The organism is Streptomyces sp. NPDC023573 (assembly GCF_055559735.1).
Genome location: NZ_JBVHKB010000002.1, coordinates 249,453 through 268,842, shown reverse-complemented (window position 1 = coordinate 268,842; position 19,390 = coordinate 249,453). Strand labels below are relative to the sequence as shown.

At 70.0% G+C, this 19,390-nt stretch carries 19 protein-coding genes; 9 read left to right on the top strand and 10 right to left on the bottom strand.

Translation table 11 applies throughout. The annotated features are described in order from the left end of the window. Positions 1-7: 7 nt before the first annotated feature. Entirely contained in the window at positions 8-1,195 is a 1,188-nt protein-coding gene (locus ACZ32T_RS07710) for a glutathionylspermidine synthase family protein (RefSeq protein ID WP_467266509.1), read from the top strand. Positions 1,196-1,219: 24 nt separating this feature from the next. On the opposite strand, the gene rocD is transcribed toward ACZ32T_RS07710, so the two are convergent. After that, the gene (gene rocD, locus ACZ32T_RS07705; RefSeq protein ID WP_467266506.1) at positions 1,220-2,425 is read right to left on the bottom strand and encodes an ornithine--oxo-acid transaminase; all 1,206 of its coding nucleotides are present in this window, start codon (positions 2,423-2,425) and stop codon (positions 1,220-1,222) included. A gap of 294 nt (positions 2,426-2,719) precedes the next feature. Between rocD and trpS the strand changes: the two genes are divergently transcribed. After that, positions 2,720-3,733 carry a tryptophan--tRNA ligase gene (gene trpS / locus ACZ32T_RS07700; RefSeq protein WP_467266503.1) on the top strand — a complete coding sequence of 338 codons (1,014 nt, stop codon included), beginning with the start codon at positions 2,720-2,722 and terminating at the stop codon, positions 3,731-3,733. A gap of 89 nt (positions 3,734-3,822) precedes the next feature. Then, complete coding sequence (locus ACZ32T_RS07695) at positions 3,823-4,413, top strand: 2'-5' RNA ligase family protein (RefSeq protein WP_467266501.1); 591 nt, start codon at positions 3,823-3,825, stop codon at positions 4,411-4,413. A gap of 26 nt (positions 4,414-4,439) precedes the next feature. Here ACZ32T_RS07695 and ACZ32T_RS07690 read toward each other — a convergent pair whose 3' ends face one another. Continuing rightward, entirely contained in the window at positions 4,440-5,198 is a 759-nt protein-coding gene (locus tag ACZ32T_RS07690) for a decaprenylphospho-beta-D-erythro-pentofuranosid-2-ulose 2-reductase (protein WP_467266499.1), read from the bottom strand. Between the two features lie 160 nt (positions 5,199-5,358). Between ACZ32T_RS07690 and ACZ32T_RS07685 the strand changes: the two genes are divergently transcribed. Then, on the top strand, positions 5,359-6,291 hold the full coding sequence (locus ACZ32T_RS07685) for a YihY/virulence factor BrkB family protein (RefSeq protein WP_467266497.1): 933 nt from the start codon (positions 5,359-5,361) through the stop codon (positions 6,289-6,291). Here ACZ32T_RS07685 and ACZ32T_RS07680 read toward each other — a convergent pair. Then, positions 6,239-7,486, bottom strand: coding sequence for a D-alanyl-D-alanine carboxypeptidase family protein (locus ACZ32T_RS07680; RefSeq protein WP_467266495.1), 1,248 nt, complete (start codon positions 7,484-7,486; stop codon positions 6,239-6,241). The genes ACZ32T_RS07685 and ACZ32T_RS07680 overlap by 53 nt on opposite strands. Positions 7,487-7,607: 121 nt before the next feature. On the opposite strand from ACZ32T_RS07680, the gene ACZ32T_RS07675 reads away from it, so the two are divergent. The 3 genes from ACZ32T_RS07675 to ACZ32T_RS07665 all read left to right on the top strand — a co-directional run bounded on the left by ACZ32T_RS07675 (position 7,608) and on the right by ACZ32T_RS07665 (position 10,924). Next, the gene (locus ACZ32T_RS07675) at positions 7,608-7,853 is read left to right on the top strand and encodes an SCO4848 family membrane protein (protein WP_356712784.1); all 246 of its coding nucleotides are present in this window, start codon (positions 7,608-7,610) and stop codon (positions 7,851-7,853) included. A gap of 54 nt (positions 7,854-7,907) precedes the next feature. After that, positions 7,908-9,236: a metallophosphoesterase gene (locus tag ACZ32T_RS07670; protein WP_467266490.1), complete on the top strand. Its 1,329-nt coding sequence runs from the start codon at positions 7,908-7,910 to the stop codon at positions 9,234-9,236. A 134-nt stretch (positions 9,237-9,370) separates the two neighbouring features. Continuing rightward, positions 9,371-10,924, top strand: coding sequence for an ABC transporter substrate-binding protein (locus ACZ32T_RS07665; protein ID WP_467266488.1), 1,554 nt, complete (start codon positions 9,371-9,373; stop codon positions 10,922-10,924). Here the strand turns inward: ACZ32T_RS07665 and ACZ32T_RS07660 are convergent. The 7 genes from ACZ32T_RS07660 to ACZ32T_RS07630 all read right to left on the bottom strand — a co-directional run bounded on the left by ACZ32T_RS07660 (position 10,911) and on the right by ACZ32T_RS07630 (position 16,602). Further along, the gene (locus ACZ32T_RS07660) at positions 10,911-11,618 is read right to left on the bottom strand and encodes a TetR/AcrR family transcriptional regulator (protein WP_467365850.1); all 708 of its coding nucleotides are present in this window, start codon (positions 11,616-11,618) and stop codon (positions 10,911-10,913) included. The two genes, ACZ32T_RS07665 and ACZ32T_RS07660, sit on opposite strands and share 14 nt — an antisense overlap. 57 nt (positions 11,619-11,675) lie before the next feature. Then, positions 11,676-12,266 carry a hypothetical protein gene (locus tag ACZ32T_RS07655; RefSeq protein WP_467266484.1) on the bottom strand — a complete coding sequence of 197 codons (591 nt, stop codon included), beginning with the start codon at positions 12,264-12,266 and terminating at the stop codon, positions 11,676-11,678. A 191-nt stretch (positions 12,267-12,457) separates the two neighbouring features. Beyond that, positions 12,458-13,225, bottom strand: coding sequence for a succinate dehydrogenase iron-sulfur subunit (locus ACZ32T_RS07650; protein ID WP_467266482.1), 768 nt, complete (start codon positions 13,223-13,225; stop codon positions 12,458-12,460). Beyond that, complete coding sequence (gene sdhA / locus ACZ32T_RS07645; protein WP_467266479.1) at positions 13,225-14,979, bottom strand: succinate dehydrogenase flavoprotein subunit; 1,755 nt, start codon at positions 14,977-14,979, stop codon at positions 13,225-13,227. Before sdhA ends, ACZ32T_RS07650 begins: the two co-directional genes overlap by 1 nt. A 30-nt stretch (positions 14,980-15,009) precedes the next feature. Beyond that, on the bottom strand, positions 15,010-15,489 hold the full coding sequence (locus ACZ32T_RS07640) for a succinate dehydrogenase hydrophobic membrane anchor subunit (protein WP_356712797.1): 480 nt from the start codon (positions 15,487-15,489) through the stop codon (positions 15,010-15,012). Positions 15,490-15,494: 5 nt separating this feature from the next. After that, positions 15,495-15,875: a succinate dehydrogenase, cytochrome b556 subunit gene (gene sdhC / locus ACZ32T_RS07635; RefSeq protein ID WP_356712799.1), complete on the bottom strand. Its 381-nt coding sequence runs from the start codon at positions 15,873-15,875 to the stop codon at positions 15,495-15,497. Positions 15,876-16,041: 166 nt separating this feature from the next. Beyond that, entirely contained in the window at positions 16,042-16,602 is a 561-nt protein-coding gene (locus ACZ32T_RS07630; protein WP_467366292.1) for a 2-oxo-4-hydroxy-4-carboxy-5-ureidoimidazoline decarboxylase, read from the bottom strand. 371 nt (positions 16,603-16,973) lie between these two features. Between ACZ32T_RS07630 and ACZ32T_RS07625 the strand changes: the two genes are divergently transcribed. Both ACZ32T_RS07625 and ACZ32T_RS07620 read left to right on the top strand, forming a co-directional pair. Then, on the top strand, positions 16,974-18,563 hold the full coding sequence (locus ACZ32T_RS07625; protein WP_467266476.1) for a beta-N-acetylhexosaminidase: 1,590 nt from the start codon (positions 16,974-16,976) through the stop codon (positions 18,561-18,563). Between the two features lie 202 nt (positions 18,564-18,765). After that, a complete protein-coding gene (locus ACZ32T_RS07620) occupies positions 18,766-19,272 on the top strand; it encodes a hypothetical protein (protein WP_467365848.1) in 507 nt (168 codons plus the stop codon). Positions 19,273-19,390: the final 118 nt, after the last annotated feature.

The following is a 19,390-nucleotide window of genomic DNA, read 5'->3' as shown; positions in this document are numbered from 1 at the left end:
GCCCCTCATGGAACGCCGCACCACACAGCCGCGCCCCGGCTGGCAGGAGACCGTCGAGGAGCAGGGGCTGATCTACCCCCTCACCCGCTACCCGGACGGCTCCCTGCGCCCCTACTGGGACGAGAGCGCCTACTACGTCTTCTCCCTGCCCGAGGTCGAGGCGCTGGAGGAGGTCGTGGAGGAGCTCCACACGATGTGTCTGGCCGCCGCCGCGCACATCGTGGAGCACGACCGCTTCGCGGATCTCGGCATCACGGACCCCCGGCTGGCGGGCCTGGTCGCCGAGTCCTGGCGGCGCCGCGCCGAACTGCCCTCGCTGTACGGCAGGTTCGACCTGCGCTACGACGGGACCGGCCCGGCCAAGATGCTGGAGTACAACGCCGACACCCCCACCTCCCTGGTGGAGGCCGCCAGCCCGCAGTGGTTCTGGATGGAGGAGCGCTTCCCCGGCGCCGACCAGTGGAACTCCCTGCACGAGCGCCTCGTCGACGCCTGGAAGCGGCAGGCCCCGCTGCTGCCGCCCGGCCCCCTCCACTTCGCCCACTCCGACGGCGACGAGCTGGGCGAGGACCTGATGACGGTCGCGTATCTGCGGGAGACCGCCGAGCAGGCCGGGATCGAGACCCGGGCGCTCTCCGTCGAGCGGATCGGCTGGGACCGGCTGTCCCGCCGCTTCGTCGACGAGCGGCTCCGCTTCATCCGCAGCTGCTTCAAGCTGTACCCGTGGGAATGGCTGACGACGGACCGCTTCGGGCCGCATGTGCTGGAGACCCTGGACAACGGCGGGGGCACCGGCAGCACCTGCTGGATCGAACCCGCCTGGAAGATGCTCCTCTCCAACAAGGCGCTGCTGCCCGTCCTCTGGGAGCTCTATCCGGGCCACCCCAACCTCCTCCCCGCCTATCTCGACGGACCCCGCGAGCTGGCCGGCCCGGACGGCGCTGGTTACGTCGCCAAGCCGCTGCTCGGCCGGGAGGGCGCCGGGGTCACCGTCCACGAACCGGGCACCGGCCCGGTCCTGCGCGAGGAGCCCTGCTGCTACCAGGAACTGGCCCCGCTGCCCGACTTCTCGGGCAACCGCGTGGTGCTCGGCGCCTGGGTCGTCGAGGACGAGGCCGCCGGGCTCGGCATCAGGGAATCGGCGGGGCTGGTCACGGACGAGTACGCGCGCTTCCTGCCCCACGTCATCCTCTGACCGGCGCCCCGCCGGACGGGGCTCTCAGCCGGCCAGTACGCCGCGGAGCTGGTCCAGGCCCCAGTCCAGGTCCTCCTTGCTGATCACCAGGGGCGGGGCGATCCGGATCGTGGAGCCATGGGTGTCCTTGACCAGCACCCCGCGCTCCATCAGCTTCTCCGAGATCGCCCGGCCCGTCCCGAGGGCGGGGGAGACGTCGACCCCCGCCCACAGGCCCCGGCCCCGCACGGCCTCCACCGCGCCGCCGCCGGCCAGCAGCCCCAGCTCGTGGTGGAGATGGTCGCCCAGCTCCGCCGCCCGCTGCTGGAACTCACCGGTGCGCAGCATCGCGATCACCTCCAGGGCGACCGCGCAGGCCAGCGGGTTCCCGCCGAAGGTGGACCCGTGCTCCCCCGGCCTGTACACACCGAGGACGGCGGAGGACGACACGACGGCCGAGACGGGCACCACGCCACCGCCCAGCGCCTTGCCCAGCACGTACATGTCGGGGACGACGCCCTCGTGCTCACACGCGAAGGTCCGGCCCGTACGGCCCAGACCCGACTGGATCTCGTCCGCGACGAACAGCACGTTCCGCTCCCGGGTCATCTCCCGCACCCCCGCCAGATAGCCCGGCGGCGGGACCAGCACCCCGGCCTCGCCCTGGATCGGTTCCATCAGCACCGCGACGGTGTTCTCCGTCATCGCCTCCGAGAGCGCGGTGAGATCCCCGTACGGCACGATCTCGAACCCCGGGGTGTACGGCCCGTAGTCGGCCCGCGCCTCCTGGTCCGTGGAGAAGCTGATGATCGTGGTCGTCCTGCCGTGGAAGTTGTCGGCGGCGACGATGATCTTCGCCATGCCGTCCGGGACGCCCTTGACGCGATAGCCCCATTTGCGGGCCGTCTTCACGGCGGTCTCCACGGCCTCGGCCCCCGTGTTCATGGGGAGGACCATCTCCATGCCGCAGAGCTCGGCGAGCCGCGTACAGAACTCCGCGAACCGGTCGTGGTGGAAGGCGCGGGAGGTCAGTGTCACGCGTTCGAGCTGAGCCTTGGCCGCGTCGATCAGGCGCCTGTTGCCGTGCCCGAAGTTGAGCGCCGAGTAGCCGGCGAGCATGTCGAGGTAGCGGCGCCCCTCGACATCGGTCATCCAGGCGCCGTCCGCCGAGGCGACGACGACGGGCAACGGGTGGTAGTTGTGCGCGCTGTGCGCCTCGGCGGAGGCGATTGCGGTTTCCGTGGTCGACACGGGATCTCCGTTCGTCGTGCGGCGGGGGCGGGGGTATTGCCCACTTTGTATCGTCGGTCGGATTCAGGACCTGGAAACCTTCCGCGCGCGGCGCGCCTCGCGGGCGCCGCGCGCACGCCCCGCCCGGCAGGACCGTGTTTCTCGTCTCATCCGTCCCGGCGCCCCGGCGCGCGCACGGCTGATCACCAGGGGCCCCGCCGCCGCGGTGGCCCGCGACAGGACCCCTTCCCGCGTCCTCACATCTTTCCTACACCGGTTGCCGGAGATCGGTTCCGCACCTGAGACAATGGCTCCATGGCCTCTGATCGACCCCGCGTGCTCTCCGGAATCCAGCCCACCGCAGGCTCGTTCCACCTCGGCAACTACCTCGGTGCGGTCCGCCAGTGGGTGGCGCTCCAGGAGTCCCACGACGCCTTCTACATGGTGGTGGACCTGCACGCGATCACCGTGCCGCAGGACCCGAAGGAGCTCCGGGCCAACACCCGGCTCGCCGCCGCGCAGTTGCTGGCGGCCGGGCTCGATCCGGAGCGGTGCACGCTCTTCGTCCAGAGCCACGTCCCCGAACACGCCCAGCTCGGCTGGATCATGAACTGCCTCACCGGCTTCGGTGAGGCGTCCCGCATGACGCAGTTCAAGGACAAGTCCGCCAAGCAGGGCGCCGACCGGGCGACCGTGGGCCTCTTCACCTACCCGGTCCTCCAGGTCGCCGACATCCTGCTCTACCAGGCCAACCAGGTCCCGGTCGGTGAGGACCAGCGCCAGCACATCGAGCTCACCCGGGACCTCGCCGAGCGTTTCAACGGCCGCTTCGGCGAGACGTTCACCGTCCCGGCGCCGTACATCCTCAAGGAGACGGCGAAGATCTTCGATCTCCAGGACCCGTCGGTCAAGATGAGCAAGTCGGCGTCCACGCCGAAGGGCCTGATCAACCTCCTCGACGACCCGAAGGTCACCGCCAAGAAGGTCAGGAGCGCGGTGACCGACACGGACACGGTGATCCGCTTCGACACGGAGAAGAAGCCCGGGATCAGCAACCTCCTCGGCATCTACTCCACCCTCACCGGCGCCGCCGTGACCGATCTTGAACGGAAATACGAGGGCAAGGGCTACGGCGCCCTCAAGACCGACCTCGCCGAGGTCATGGTGGAGTTCGTCACCCCGTTCCGGACCCGGACCCAGGAGTACCTGGACGACCCGGAGACCCTGGACGCCCTGCTGGCCAAGGGGGCCGAGAAGGCCAGGACCGTCGCCGCCGAGACGCTGGCGCGGACCTATGACCGGATGGGCCTTCTGCCTGCGAAGCACTGAGTCCAAGGACCCTGGCCGGACCACGGCCGAAGGGGCCACACTGGCGTCGGCACGGCCGAAGAACGGCCTTCGAAGATGAGGAGAACGATGTGGGGACCGTAACGCTTGGCGTTTCGATCGCGGTCCCGGAGCCGTACGGCAGCCTGCTCCAGGAGCGGCGCGCGAGCTTCGGGGACCCTGCCGCCTACGGCATCCCCACCCACGTCACCCTTCTTCCGCCCACCGAGGCCGAGGCGGCCGACCTGCCGGCGATCGAGACCCACCTCTCCCAGATCGCCACGGCCGGTCGTCCCTTCCCGATGCGGCTGTCGGGCACGGGCACCTTCCGCCCGCTCTCCCCGGTCGTCTTCGTCCAGGTCGTCGAGGGCGCCTCGGCCTGCTCCTGGCTCCAGAAGCGGGTCCGGGAGGCGTCCGGGCCGCTGGTGCGCGAGCTGCAGTTCCCGTACCACCCGCATGTGACCGTGGCGCACGGCATCGGCGAGGAGGCCATGGACCGGGCGTACGAGGAGCTCTCCTCGTACGAGGCGGCCTGGACCTGTGGTTCCTTCGCGCTGTACGAACAGGGCACGGACGGCGTCTGGCGCAAGATCAACGAGTTCCCGTTCGGCGGGGGCGGCGCCGCCCCCGCCGTGCCCGCCCAGGGCGGCAGCTCCATGGACCAGCCGTCCCTGCGCCCCTGAACCCGGCCTGACCCGGACGCGGCGCCCTACCGCACCGGAAGCAGCCGGAACAGTGGACGCGGCACGTGCCGCAGGGCCGACATCACCACCCGCAGCGCCCCGGGGACCCACACCGTCTCCGAGCGCCGCCCCAGTCCCGTCACGATCGCGTCCGCGACCGCGCCCGGGGTCGTGGCCAGCGGAGCCTCCTCGCGCCCGGCGGTCATCCGCGACCGTACGAAACCGGGGCGTACGACCATCACGTGCACCCCCGTCCCGTGCAGCGCGTCGCCGAGCCCCTGCGCGAAGGCGTCCAGGCCCGCCTTGCTCGAGCCGTAGATGAAGTCCGCGCGCCGGGCGCGCTCGCCCGCCACCGAGGAGAGCACCACCAGCGACCCATGGCCCTGCGCCTGGAGCGCGCCGGCGCACACCAGGCCGGAGGAGACCGCTCCCGTGTAGTTGGTCTGCGCCACCCGGACCGCGGACAGGGGCTCCTCCTCGTCGCGCGCCTGGTCGCCCAGGACCCCGAAGGCCAGCAGCACCATGTCGATGTCCCCGTCGGTGAAGAGCTTCCCGAGCACCTCCTCGTGGGAGGCGGAGTCGAGCGCGTCGAAGGCGACGGTACGGACGTCGGCGCCCAGCTCGCGCAGCTCGGCCGCGGCGCGCTCCAGGGCGGGGGACGGCCGTCCGGCCAGCTGGACGGTCCTGGTCCGGCGGGCGATCAGCCGCCGCGCGGTGGCCAGCCCGATCTCCGAGGTGCCGCCGAGGACGAGCAGGGACTGCGGGGCACCGAAGGCGTCCTTCACGGGATAACTCCTAGCACGGTGTCGACGGACATCGTCGTGACCGTATCGCCCGGGAAAACCCTTTTGAGGGATTCGTTACAACACTCACCGAAATGGATGATTGCTGATCCGGGCGGCCCCTGACGACGGTTTTCCGCGCCCGCGAGGGTACGCGTAGTTCATGGACTGGCTGAAGAAACTCCCCGTCATCGGGCCGTTCGCCGCACGGCTGATGGAGACGCACGCCTGGCGCTCCTACGAGACGCTGGAACGGGTCCACTGGGCCAGGCTCGCCGCCGCGATCACCTTCCTCAGCTTCCTGGCGCTCTTCCCGCTGATCGCCGTCGGTGCCGCCGTCGGCGCCGCGCTGCTCTCCCCCCAGCAGCTCGACACGATCGAGGACAAGCTCGCCGAGCAGGTGCCCGGCATCTCGGACCAGCTCGGCATCGACAGCCTCGTGGCCCACGCGGGCACGGTGGGGGTGGTCGCCGGTGTGCTGCTGCTCTTCACCGGCATCGGCTGGATCGGCTCGATGCGGGACTGCCTGCGCGCCGTGTGGGAGAAGGACGACGTGGACGAGGGGAACCCGGTCGTCCGCAAGCTCAAGGACGCCGGTCTGCTGCTCGGCCTCGGGGGAGCGGCGCTCGCGACCCTCGCGGTCTCCACCGTCGCGTCCACGGCCATCGGCTGGACGGCCGACCGCCTCGGCATCCCCGAGGACGGTGTGGGCGGGGTGCTGCTCCAGGCGGCCGCCGTGGTCGTCGCCGTCCTCGCCGACTTCCTGATCCTGCTCTACCTGCTGACCCTGCTGCCCGGGGTGGAGCCGCCGCGCCGGCGGCTGATCGTGGCCGGGCTGGTCGGCGCGGTCGGCTTCGAGCTCCTCAAGCTGCTGCTCGGCAGCTACATGAGGGATGTCGCCTCCAAGAGCATGTACGGCGCCTTCGGCGTGCCGATCGCCCTCCTCCTGTGGATCAACTTCAGCGCGAAACTGCTGCTGGTCTGTGCCGCCTGGACGGCGACGCCGAGCAAGGACGGCACAGCGCAGGTGGAGGGCGCGGAGGTCAGCGACGGGGGAGGCGACGCACCAGGTCGGGCAGCGGCCAGCGCCGGTTGACCAGGAACACCGCGGCCGCCAGGGCCACCAGCACCCCGCCGGCGACCGACAGTGCGGTCCAGACCCCGCTGGAGCCGGCGGCGGCGGCGTGGGCCGTCGTGGCCGCCTGCTTCTCCTTCGCGGCGCCCTTGCCCGTGCCCGCCGGTTCCGAGCCCTTGGAGACCACGGCGGACTTCGGCGGCACCAGTTCGCCGACCGGGGTCACCTTGCCGCCGGCGGAGAAGCCCCAGTCGAGCAGGCCGGCGGCCTCCTTGTAGACGGCGTGGCTCTCCTCGGACGACGGGTTCATCACCGTCACCAGCAGCACCTTCCCGTCGCGCTCGGCGATCCCCGTGAAGGTGTTGCCCGCGTGGGTCGTGTAGCCGTTCTTGACGCCGGCGATGCCCTTGTACGGCTCCACCCCGAGGTCGCCGGTGATCAGCCGGTTGGTGTTCTGGATCTCGAAGCTCTCCCGCTTCTTGCCCTTCTTCCGCTCGCCGGGGAACTCGGCCGTCGCCGTCGCGGCGTACTCGCGGAAGTCGGCCTTCTGCATCCCGCTCCGGGCGAACAGCGTCAGGTCGTAGGCGCTGGAGACCTGGTGCGGGGCGTCGTAGCCGTCGGGCGAGACGACCGTGGTGTCCAGCGCCTGCAGCTCCTCGGCGTGCCGCTGCATCGCGGCGACCGTCGCGGGCACGCCGCCGTACATCTCGGAGAGCACGTGCACCGCGTCGTTGCCGGAGCGCAGGAAGACGCCGAGCCACAGGTCGTGGACCGTGTAGGAGTGGTCCTCCTTGACGCCCACGAGGCTGCTTCCCTCACCGACGCCGGCCAGTTCGTCCTCGGTCACCAGATGGGTGAGGGACTTCGGCTGCAGGGCGGGCAGGACCGTGTCGGCGAAGAGCATCTTCAGGGTGGAGGCGGGCGGCAGCCGCCAGTGCGAATTGTGCGCGGCGAGCACCTGCCCGCTCTCCGCGTCCGCGACGATCCACGACCGTGCGGTGAGGTCCTTCGGCAGGGCCGGGGCACCAGGGCCCAGATCGACCTGCGTGCCCACCTCGCCCAGCCGCTTGCCGCCCACGGTCGACATCGGACCGGTCGGCTTCGGCAGTTTGTCGTCGGTCTTGTCCTTGTCGGCCGCCCCGGCGGGACTGACGACACATACGGACAGCAACGCGGCAGAGAGGACCGTCATTACGGTCTTTTTCAGAGCAGGCACGGTCGGAAACGTACATGGCGTGACTGGGGATGGGGACCCGGATGGCCTGACCCGCCGTGCATACCGCCGGGACAGCCCACCCCGGGCGATCGGCCGGGCGTGCGGCGGCGATACTGATCCCATGAAGCTCAGCCGCCCCGTCTCCTGGTTCCTGCTCGTCTTCGGAGTGTGGAGCTGGGTCATCTGGGTCACCTTTGTCAAGAATCTCTGGAAGGACGGCAGCGGGCTCGCGTTCGACGACGCGGGCGATCCGACCGCGTACTTCTGGGTCCATCTCCTGCTCGCCATCACCTCGTTTCTTCTGGGGACGGCTGTGGGGGTCATCGGGTTCCGTGGTGTCAGGGCTTTGCGTCGCGAAGGAAGATGACGGCCCGGACGTGGGCCGCCGTCCGTACAGAATCGTTTCAGCGGGGGAGCGTACGTGGTTGTGGTCTTCGTACTGACGGCGGTCGCGGTTCTCGCGCTGCTCGCGGCAGTACACCGGTATGTGTGGCGCCGGCTGATCGGTGACACGACGGCGCGCGGCAGTCTCGCGCGCCGGACGGGCACCGTCGCGGCCTTCGTGCTGCCGCTGCTGAGCGTCGGGGCCCTGGTCTCCAGCCGCGCCGGGGTCCCCTTCCCGGTGCAGCAGGTGCTCGCCTGGCCGGGTTACCTCTGGCTGGCCGCGCTGCTCTATCTGACACTGGCCCTGCTGGTGGGCGAGGCCGTCCGGCCGCTGCTGCGCCGGCTGCTCGCCCGCCGGGCCGGCGGGACGCCCACGGTCGCGGCCACCACGGCCGAGGACCGGACCGAGGGCCAGGAAGCTCCGGCCGCCGAGCGCCCTCACCGGGCCACCGCCACCGCTTCCGATACCGGCCAGGGCGGCGGCAGCACCCGTACGGACCTCGCGCCGCGCCCCGAGACCCCCGCCCCGTCCGTCGCCGACCCCTCGCGCAGGCTCTTCGTCGCCCGTGCCGTCGGCGGAGCGGCCGCCGTCGCCGGACTCGGCACCGTCGGTTACGGCACCTACGGGGTGCTGCGCGGCCCCCGCACCAAGCGGATCACCGTGCCCCTCGCCGGACTCCCGCGCTCCGCCCACGGCTTCCGCATCGCCGTGGTCAGCGACATCCATCTCGGCCCCGTCCTCGGCCGCGCCCACACCCGGCGGATCGTCGACGCGATCAACGCCACGAGCCCCGACCTGGTGGCCGTCGTCGGAGACCTCGTCGACGGATCCGTCGCCGATCTCGGTCCCGCGGCCGAGCCGCTCGCCGGGCTCGAAGCCCGCCACGGCAGCTACTTCGTCACCGGTAACCACGAGTACTTCTCCGGTGCCGCCGAGTGGGTCGACCACGTACGCGAGCTGGGTCTGCACCCCCTGGAGAACGCCCGCGTCGAGATCGCCGGCTTCGACCTCGCCGGAGTCAACGACGTGGCGGGCGAGAGCGAGGGCCAGGGCCCCGACTTCGCCCGCGCGCTCGGCGACCGCGACCGCAGCCGTGCCTCCGTCCTTCTCGCGCACCAGCCCGTCGTCATCGACGAGGCCGTCGAGTACGGAGTCGGCCTCCAGCTCTCCGGCCACACGCACGGAGGCCAGCTCTGGCCGGGGAACCTCCTGGCGGAGCTCGCCAATCCCACCGTCGCCGGATACGAACGCTACGGAGACACGCAGTTGTACGTCTCGCGGGGTGCGGGTGCCTGGGGACCGCCCGTGCGCGTCGGCGCCCCCTCCGACATCACCGTGGTGGAGCTCGCTTCCCCGCAGGCCTGAGGCCGAAACCTGTGAGCGCCCACCCTGGCCTTCCATATGTGAATATCGTGTGATTGGGTGAGGGCGATCATGCGGCGATGATGTGCCTCTCTGTGCACGCGAGCCGGGGTGGGGTTGGCAAGGGAGCACGGCACATGCGGTTCATCCGTCTACGGATTCTCGCGATTCTGGCGGTATTGGTCATCGCGGGCGTCGGCGCCTGGCAGCTGCTTCCCTCGGACGAGGTGGACGGGACCCCGATCACGGTCGGTACGTCCGACGAGGTCACCTCGCTCGACCCGGCCGGTGCGTACGACGCCGGCTCCTGGGCGATCTACAGCAACCTCTACCAGTCCCTGATGACCTTCAGGTCCGGAGCGGTCGTGCCGGAGCCGGACGCCGCCGAGAGCTGCGGCTTCATCGGCCAGAAACTCCAGACGTACCAGTGCAGGCTGCGGGACGACCTGACCTTCTCCAACGGCCGCAAGGTCACGGCCGAGGACGTCAAGTACTCCTTCGACCGCATGCTGAAGATCAAGGCGGACGCCGGTCCCTCGGTGCTGTTCCCCAGCCTCGACACCATCGTGACCGAGGGCCGCACGATCACCTTCAACCTCTCGGCCAGGGACGCGACGTTCCCGCAGAAGCTGGCCACCGGCGCCGGGTCCATCGTCGACCCCACCAAGTACCCGAAGGACAAGCTCCGCACGGGCAGCCAGGCCGACGGTTCGGGCCCGTACACGCTGAAGTCGTTCGAGTCCGGTGTCCAGGCCGAGCTGGTGCCCAACCCGGCGTACAAGGGCGCGCTGAAGAAGACGGGTGTCGCGGTCGACATCCGCTACTTCGAGGGATCCGAGGCGCTCCAGGCGGCCTGGAAGGCCGGGGACGTCGACGTCACGCACCGTCAGCTCCCCTCCGAGCAGCTCGCCGAGCTCGACCCGGCCGCCGACGACCAGCGGGTCACCGAGGCGGACAGCGCCGAGATCCGCAACCTCGTCTTCAACGTCCGGGACGGCGCGCCGCTCGCCGACAGGAAGGTCCGCCAGGCCATCGCCTGGATCATCGACCGGGGCCCGCTGGTCACGAAGGCCTACCGGAGCACCGTCGAACCCCTGTACTCGCTGATCCCGCAGGGCTACATCGGGCACAGCACCCCCTTCTTCGACTCCTACCCGGAGTCGGACCCGGAGCGGGCCAGGGCGCTGATGGAGGACGCCGGTGTGGACCTTCCGCTGCACATCACCTTCGCCCACCGCGACGACGACGCCAACAAGGCGGAGTCCGCCGAGCTGGTCCGTCAGCTGGAGAAGGACGGGCTCTTCGAGGTCGAGGAGAAGGCCGTCGAGTGGCAGGCCTTCCAGAAGGGCTACGCGGCCGGTGAGTACGACGCGTACACCCTGGGATGGCTCCCCGACTACCCGGACCCCGACACCTTCAGCCAGCCGCTGGTCGGCAGCGAGAACTCCCTCCACAACGGCTACAGCAGCGAGAAGATGGACGCGCTGATCGCGGCCACGCAGCAGTACAGCGACCGCGGCCGGACCTCGGACGACTTCAAGGAGATGCAGAGGCTGGTCGGCGAGGACGTTCCGCTGGTCCCGCTGTGGCAGAAGAAGGACTACGTCGTCAGCAAGCAGTCCGTGTCCGGCTCCCAGTACCTCTCCGACGGCACCGGCATCTGGCGGCTGTGGGAGCTCAGCTGGATCTGATGTCCTGGGCGCCGCGCGCCCCGGGCATGAACTCCACCAGGACGTCGTGGATCTGCCGCACGAGCGGCCGCAGCACCCGGAAGCGGGAGAGCGCGATCGCCCGGGCGGCGATCGGCGCGGTGCGCTCGACGAGCCGGCGGCTGCGGCCGGTGCCCTCGGACCGGTCGTAGACCCAGAACAGCACCAGGCCCATCTGCATCAGCCACATCAACTGCGGCAGTATCCGGCCCAGCTCCTGGTCGTACCTGGTGCTCGATCCGGCCAGGCAGCGTTCGTGCACGGAGATCACCGCCTCGCGGGCGCCCACGGAGTCCTCCGAGAAGGGGGAGAGCGGGCTCTCGGGGTCGGCGGCGTTCTTGAAGAACTGGGCGGCGAAACGGTGGTACGGCTCGGCCACGTCCAGCCAGCGGAGCAGGACGCCCCGGATGCGCAGGGCGAGATCCGTCTCGTCGGCCAGGACCGGCCGGACCGCCGCCTCGTGCTCGGCGGCGATCCGGTCGTAGAAGCCCTGGACCAGGTGCTCCTTGGAGGAGAAGTAGTAGTAGGCGTTCCCTACGGAGACGCCGGCCTCCTGGGCGATGGCCCGCATCGTCGTCCGGTCGTACCCGCGCTCCTCGAAGAGCCGGAGCGCGGTCTCCAGGATCAGGGTGCGGGTCTGCTCGCTCTTCGGGGCCTTCTTCTCTTGCTTCGCCACGGTCCCAAGGCTATCGGGGCGAGGTGGAGCGACCGCCCCGGACTCAGGCGCTCGTCCTCAGGCGCTCATCGAACGCGCGGTGTTGACCTGCGACATGACCCACTGGAAGGTCTCGGGGCCCGTCGCCGGGATCATCGTCTGGTGGTGCCGGCCGCCGCTGGTGACCGTGATCTGCACGAAGCCGGTCGTGCGCTTCTCCTTCATCAGGAGGAACAGCAGGCCGATGAGGCAGAACAGCGCGAAGACGATCGCGAGCACGATGCCCACGGTCGGGATCTTCTCCTCCGTGCGCGACATGTCGGTCGCCGTCCACACCGCGCCCTTGAGCGGCAGGGTGCCGGACGGGGTGACGATCCCGTCGTTCATCACCGTGATGTCACCGAGCGAGAGCACCGGGACCCCCGTGCCGCCGTGTTGCACCGGAAGGTTGAAGCCGGGCTCCGTCGGCTGTCCGGGGCCCGGATAGCCGTAACCGGGGCCGGGCTGCGCCGCGCCGTCGGGCAGCGGCTGCGGATAGCCGTACGCCGGAGCGGCGCCCGGCGCCGGATAGCCGTAACCCTGGCCGTCCGGCATCGTGGGCGGGTTGCCCGGCGGCTGGGGCGGGCCCCACTTGTATGAGTCGTCCGCGTACGGATTCGGATCGCTCACGACGTTCCCCGTTCTCCATCAAGCCGTCTGCTCCCGTGCTGTCGCGCACCGGGAGAGGGTGAGCCGGTCGACGGCTCCGCACGACCGTACCGTCCCGGCCCGGTCCCCCGCACCAAGAGGCCCCGCACCAAGAGGCCCCGTTTCCCGCACGGACCGTGCGGGAAACGGGGCCTCTCGGTGTGACGCGTCGGTCAGAAGCGACGGGTGATCAGCGCGCGCTTCACTTCCTGGATCGCCTTGGTGACCTCGATGCCACGAGGGCAGGCGTCCGTGCAGTTGAAGGTCGTGCGGCAACGCCACACACCGTCACGGTCGTTGAGGATCTCCAGGCGCTGCTCCCCGGCCTCGTCACGCGAGTCGAAGATGAAGCGGTGCGCGTTGACGATCGCCGCCGGGCCGAAGTACTGGCCGTCGTTCCAGAACACCGGGCACGAGGACGTGCACGCGGCGCACAGGATGCACTTGGTGGTGTCGTCGAAGCGCTCGCGGTCCTCGGCGGACTGCAGGCGCTCACGCGTCGGCTCGTTCCCCTTGGTGACGAGGAAGGGCATGACATCGCGGTAGGCCTGGAAGAACGGGTCCATGTCGACCACGAGGTCCTTGAGGACCGTGAGGCCCTTGATGGCCTCGACCGTGATCGGCTTGTCCGGGTTGATGTCCTTGATCAGCGTCTTGCAGGCGAGCCTGTTCTTGCCGTTGATCCGCATCGCGTCGGAGCCGCAGATGCCGTGCGCGCAGGAACGGCGGAAGGTGAGGGTGCCGTCCTGCTCCCACTTGATCTTGTGAAGGGCGTCGAGCACACGCTCCTTCGGGTCGATCGAGATCTGGAAGTCCTGCCACTGGACCTCGTCGGAGACCTCGGGGTTGAAGCGGCGGATCCGGAACGTGGCCGTGATGTACGGGGTGTCGGCGAAGCCGGCCTCGGGCTTGTCGGTCTTTTCCAGGGTCGGGGTAGCCATCAGTACTTACGCTCCATCGGCTGGTAGCGGGTCGTGACGACCGGCTTGTAGTCGAGCCGGATCGACTCGGTGCCGTCGTCCGCGACCTCGCGGTACGCCATGGTGTGGCGCATGAAGTTGACGTCGTCGCGGTTCGGGTAGTCCTCGCGGTAGTGACCGCCGCGGGACTCCTTGCGGGCCAGGGCGGAGGTCGCCATGACCTCGGCGAGGTCGAGCAGGTTGCCCAGCTCGATGGCCTCCAGCAGGTCCGTGTTGAACCGCTTGCCCTTGTCCTGGATGGACACGTTGAGGTAGCGCGCCCGCAGTTCGGCGATCTTGTCGACCGCCGTCTTGATGGTCTGCTCGGTGCGGAACACCATCACGTTGGCGTCCATGCACTCCTGCAGCTCCGTGCGGAGCGCGTGGACCCGCTCGGTGCCCGTGCCGTTGCGCAGCCGCTCGACCTGCTCCTGGACCAGCTGCCCCGGGTTCTCGGGAAGCTCGACGAAGTCGTTCTTCGCGGAGTACTCGGCGGCGGCGATGCCCGAGCGGCGTCCGAAGACGTTGATGTCGAGCAGCGAGTTGGTGCCGAGGCGGTTGGCGCCGTGCACGGAGACACAGGCGACCTCGCCGGCGGCGTACAGGCCCGGGACGACGGTGGTGTTGTCGGCCAGCACCTCGCCCTCGACGTTGGTCGGGATGCCGCCCATGGCGTAGTGCGCGGTCGGCTGGATCGGGATCGGGTCCGTGTAGGGCTCGATGCCGAGGTAGGTGCGCGCGAACTCGGTGATGTCCGGGAGCTTCGCGTCCAGCTGCTCCGGCGGGAGGTGCGTGAGGTCGAGGTAGACGTGGTCGCCCTCGGGACCGCAGCCGCGGCCCTCACGGATCTCCGTGTAGATGGAGCGGGACACGACGTCACGGGACGCGAGGTCCTTCATGACCGGCGCGTACTTCTCCATGAAGCGCTCGCCGTCCTTGTTGCGGAGGATTCCGCCCTCACCGCGGGCGCCCTCCGTCAGCAGGATGCCCATGCGCCAGATGCCCGTCGGGTGGAACTGGAAGAACTCCATGTCCTCCAGCGGCAGACCGCGGCGGTAGGCGGCGGCCTGGCCGTCACCGGTCAGGGTGTGGGCGTTGGACGTCACCTTGAAGAACTTGCCGGTGCCGCCGGAGGCGAAGATGATCGCCTTCGCCTGGAAGATGTGGATCTCGCCGGTCGCCAGCTCGTAGGCGACGACACCCGCGGACTTCTTGACGCCGTCCACGTCCTGGAGCAGGAGGTCCAGGACGTAGAACTCGTTGAAGAACTCCACACCCTCCTTGACGCAGTTCTGGTACAGCGTCTGGAGGATCATGTGACCGGTGCGGTCCGAGGCGTAGCAGGAGCGGCGGACCGGGGCCTCGCCGTGGCTACGGGTGTGACCGCCGAAGCGGCGCTGGTCGATACGGCCCTCGGGCGTGCGGTTGAACGGCAGGCCCATCTTCTCGAGGTCGAGGACCGCGTCGATGGCCTCCTTCGCCAGGATCTCGGCGGCGTCCTGGTCGACCAGGTAGTCGCCGCCCTTGATCGTGTCGAAGGTGTGCCACTCCCAGTTGTCCTCCTCCACGTTGGCCAGCGCGGCGGCCATGCCGCCCTGCGCGGCGCCCGTGTGGGAGCGGGTGGGGTAGAGCTTCGTCAGCACGGCGGTGCGGCTGCGCTTGGTCGACTCGATGGCCGCGCGCATGCCGGCGCCGCCGGCGCCGACGATGACGGTGTCGTACTTGTGGATCTGCATGGTTTCCCTCTGGTCCCTCTGTCCCGGCGCCTAGCGGATGTTCGGGTCGAAGGTGAAGATCACCAGCGTGCCCAGCAGGACGGTGAACACCGTGGCGGTGTACAGGAGCATCTTCAGCCAGAAGCGGGTGTTGTCCCGTTCGGCGTAGTCGTTGATGACCGTACGGAGGCCGTTGGCGCCGTGCAGCATGGCGAGCCACAGCATCGCCAGGTCCCAGACCTGCCAGAACGGCGAGGCCCAGCGGCCCGCGACGAAGGCGAAGCCGATCTTGGACACGCCGCCGTCGAGCACCAGCTGGATCAGCAGGTGGCCGATGACGAGGACGACCAGCACGATGCCCGACAGGCGCATGAAGAGCCAGGCGTACATCTCGAAGTTCGTGCGCGAACCCTTGGGGGTCTTGCCCGTGCGCTTGCGCGGGGGCTCGATCACCGGGGCCGGGTTGTCGACGTCGAACAGGCTTACGCCCTCGACGTCACCGATCGCGGAAGAAGGAGTCTCGGTGGACATCGGCCTCAGCTCCCGAAGACTTCACGTACGGCGTGACCGAGGACGGGGTACAGGGCCCCGACCATCAGCACGATCCAGATACCCAGGACGGTCCAGAGCATCTGCTTCTGATAGCGCGCGCCCTTGGACCAGAAGTCCACGGCGACGATGCGGAGACCGTTCAGCGCGTGAAACAGGATCGCGGCCACCAGGCCGTACTCGAGCAGCGCTACGAGCGGGGTCTTGTAGGTGGCCACGACCTCGTCGTACGCCTCGGGGGAGACACGCACGAGAGCGGTGTCCAGGACGTGTACGAACAGGAAGAAGAAAATGAGGACACCGGTGACTCGATGAGCCACCCAGGACCACATGCCTTCCCGGCCGCGGTACAGCGTTCCAGCCGGCACGGAAGAACCCTCCGGGAGCGGGGATTGGGGCCGGCCGGCTTGACTGTCGGTCTGACCCGGCCGGGTACGGTCCACCGGCCCTGGCCATCGTAGCGACGCTTTGTCGGTTCCATCGCGGCGGGGCCTCCGGTGTGATCAAAGCGGCAGGCAAACAGGCACGGACGGGCTACCGCGGGTCATATGCCACCGGGGGGAACGGGTCGGGCGCCAGGGCCGCCTCCGTCAGGAGCTCGACGATCCGGCCCCGGGCGAGTCGCCGCATCTCCTCCGCGGTCAGGGAGCGCTCCTCGTCCGGTTCGTGCGCCAGCCGGGTGCGGATGGCGGCCAGCACCTGGTCGACGTGCTGGGAGGGGCGCAGACCGTCGAGGCAGATCACGAAGGCGTGGCCGAACCGGCTCTCGTACGCCGCGTGGGCGGCGCGCAGGGCCAGATGGGCGGCCCGGGGCGCGTCGTGGCGCAGGCAGGGGGCGCTCTCCGCGGCGAGCGCCTCGGAGAGATCGGCGGGTGAGAGGTCGTATCCCGCCTCGTCGGAGGCGGCGAGCAGCGTCTCCAGGTCCGGATAGGGGCGGTGGGCGGCCAGCCGCTGCGCCCAGCGGCGGCTCCCGCAGCACTCCAGCAGGGTGGCCTCGGCCAGGTCCCGGGGCCAGGCGTTGAAGCGGCCGAGGCCGCTCGAGTGGGCACCGGGGCGCCGGCTCACCGACACTGGTTCCGGAACGGGGGCCTCCACCGGGGCCTCGCGAAGGGCCGGGGCAGGGCCGCGGTTCTGGACGGGTACGGCCGCCTGCCCGGTCTGCTGCGGTGGTTTCGGCAGGCCGGCGTGGGACTCGCTGGACCTGGACAGCGGGACTCCTCGAATGAATGACATCTGTGACCCTGGAGAGGGGCCGGAGAGCGACGAGGTTGCGCGAAAGGTGGAGTGAGGCTTGGAGTTATGTGCCGCCACGCTATCGAGGGCGGGCGACGCGCAGCCGAATGATGCGAGAAATTCACCCGGACGGGAGAGTTTCGGAACGCTTGATGGACGAATCAGCGGGGGAAATGCCCGACTTTCTCATCTTCTTTGAACTGTTTCTCCCCCGATCCGGAGGTTTCTGACCGATGTCGCCCTCACGTGCACCCCTGGTGGCCGGCGCCGCCGTCGCGGTGGCAGCCGCCGTCACCCTCACCGTCGTCGTCTGGCCCGAGGACTCCGGCCCCGGAGCGGGGAACGGCGCGTCGGCCTCGTCCCGCACGTCCGCCGCCCCGTCACCCAGCCGGTCCTATCCGCTCTCCACGACGCCGCGGACCATACCCGCGGTCCGGGAGCACACCGCCGCGCGCGGGCCCGGCTGGAAACCGGCCGAGGACAGCGCGGTCGTCGCGGCCGACCCCCAGCTGGCCGACGAGGCGAAACTGCTCGCCAAGGAGCTGAAGATCGGCTACCGCGGCGAGAAGGCCGCCCGCTCCGGCGACGTCGAGCTGGCGCTCGGGGGCAAGGGAGGCCAGGAGTCCTACACCCTGAGGGCCGAGGGCAACCGGGTCACGATCAGCGGTCCCGGCCAGGCGGGTGTCTTCTACGGGACCCGGACCCTCAAGCAGTCGCTGAGCGCCGACAGCACCGTCCCGGAGGGCGTCGTGCGCGACACGCCCGACCGCCCGCAGCGCGGACTCAACCTCGACATCGCGCGCAAGCACTACGACGCGGACTGGATCGAGACCCGGCTGCGCGAGATGGCCGACCTCAAGCTCAACCAGCTCGGTCTCCACTTCTCCGACGACCAGGCCTTCCGGATCGAGTCCGACTCGCACCCCGAGGTCGTCTCCGACGAGCACCTCACCAAGGCGGAGGTCCGCCGGATCGTGAAGCTCGCGCAGAGCCTCCACATCACGATCGTCGCCGAGATCGACTCGCCCGGACACCTGGGCGCGGTCCTGGAGGCCCACCCCGACCTGCGGCTGCGGAACACGCAGGGGGTCGTGCGGGAGGGCGCGATCGACATCTCGAAGCCGGAGTCGGCACAGATCGTCGACGACCTGATCGAGGAGTACGCGGAGCTCTTCCCCGGCGACTGGTTCCACGTCGGCGCGGACGAGTACCAGGCGCTCACCGTGAGCGATCCGGCCGCCTCCTACCCGCAGCTGGCCGCCGCCGCACGGGAGAAGTACGGCGCCGACGCCACCGTCCAGGACCTGGCGGAGGGCTGGCTGAACGACCGCGCCGCGGTCGTCACCAAGGCGAAGAAGATCCCCAAGGCGTGGAACGACGGCTTCTTCAGCGGAGGGACGGTCACCGGCGACAAGGGCATCGAGGTCGAGTACTGGACGGGCAAGGAGATCGGCGCCCGGCCGCCGCAGGACTACCTCGCCGAGGGCCGCAAGGTGATCAACCTCAACGACGAGTACCTCTACTACGTGCTCGGCGAGCCCAACGACTTCACGTACCCGACGGGTGAGCGGATCTACGAGCAGTGGACCCCGCTCGTCCTGCGCGGGACCGAGCCGGTGGCCGAGCGCTACTCGAAGCAGATCCTGGGCGGCCGGTTCGCGGTCTGGGGAGACTTCCCGAACGCGCAGACGCAGGCGCAGGTGGCCGAGGGGATCCGGATGCCGCTCAACGCGGTCTCCCAGAAGCTGTGGGACCCCCGGGAGCCGAAGCTGACCTGGGCGCAGTTCGAGCGGCTCGCCGACGAGGTCGACGCCTCGAACTGACCGGAGCTCGGAGGCTCCGGGGCCTCGCCGTCCTCTTCGTGCGGAAGCCGACCCGGATGCAGGGCGAGCGCGCGGCCCTCGGCGCGACCCCGCTGTCCGCCCCCTCCCCGGCCGGCCCGGCGCCCGTCTGAGTTGACCCGTTTTCGCGCTTCCCCGTGGTTCCGGGCGGGAAGGATGGCCCGGACCGCGGGGGGAGCACGGCGTGGGTTTCTGGGGCTTGTATCTGGTGGGCCGCAGCGGGGAGCCGCTCATCGGCCACCCCGCGCTGCGCGACGCGCGCGAACGGCTCACACTGCGGGAGTACCGCGCGGACGGCTGGCAGGTCTGGTCCCACCCCACCGAGCCCTCGCCCGGCAGCATGACCGCACTCGCCGACGCCGCACGCGCGCCGGTCCTCCTCGGCTACGTCATGGACGGCGTCTGTGTGGCCGTCGAGGCGGCGGCGCCGCACAGCGGGCCCTGGTACGCCTGCCTCGGCAGGGCGCCGATGGCCGAGCGCATCGGCCGGGCCGGCCTGACGCCGGAGGACCTGTTCCTGCCACCGGAGGACGCCGCGGCACGGGCCGTCGCCTGGGCGGCCGAATCCGGCCAGGCCGTCCGAGAGGGCCCCCTGCTCGAACTGCTGCGCGTCGAGCGGCCCGAGTGGTCCGCGGAGGAACTTTTCTTCACTTTTCTGGACCGTCTGGGCATCCGGAGTCTGTCCGACTGAGTCCCGCTGTGATCTTCTGTGTCGGAAGAGTGACGCTTTTCGGCCATCGGACGCTGTACGCGGTAGCGGGAAGCGGCGTGCTCCCCGACGACCACCGAGTGACCGGTGTACCGATGGG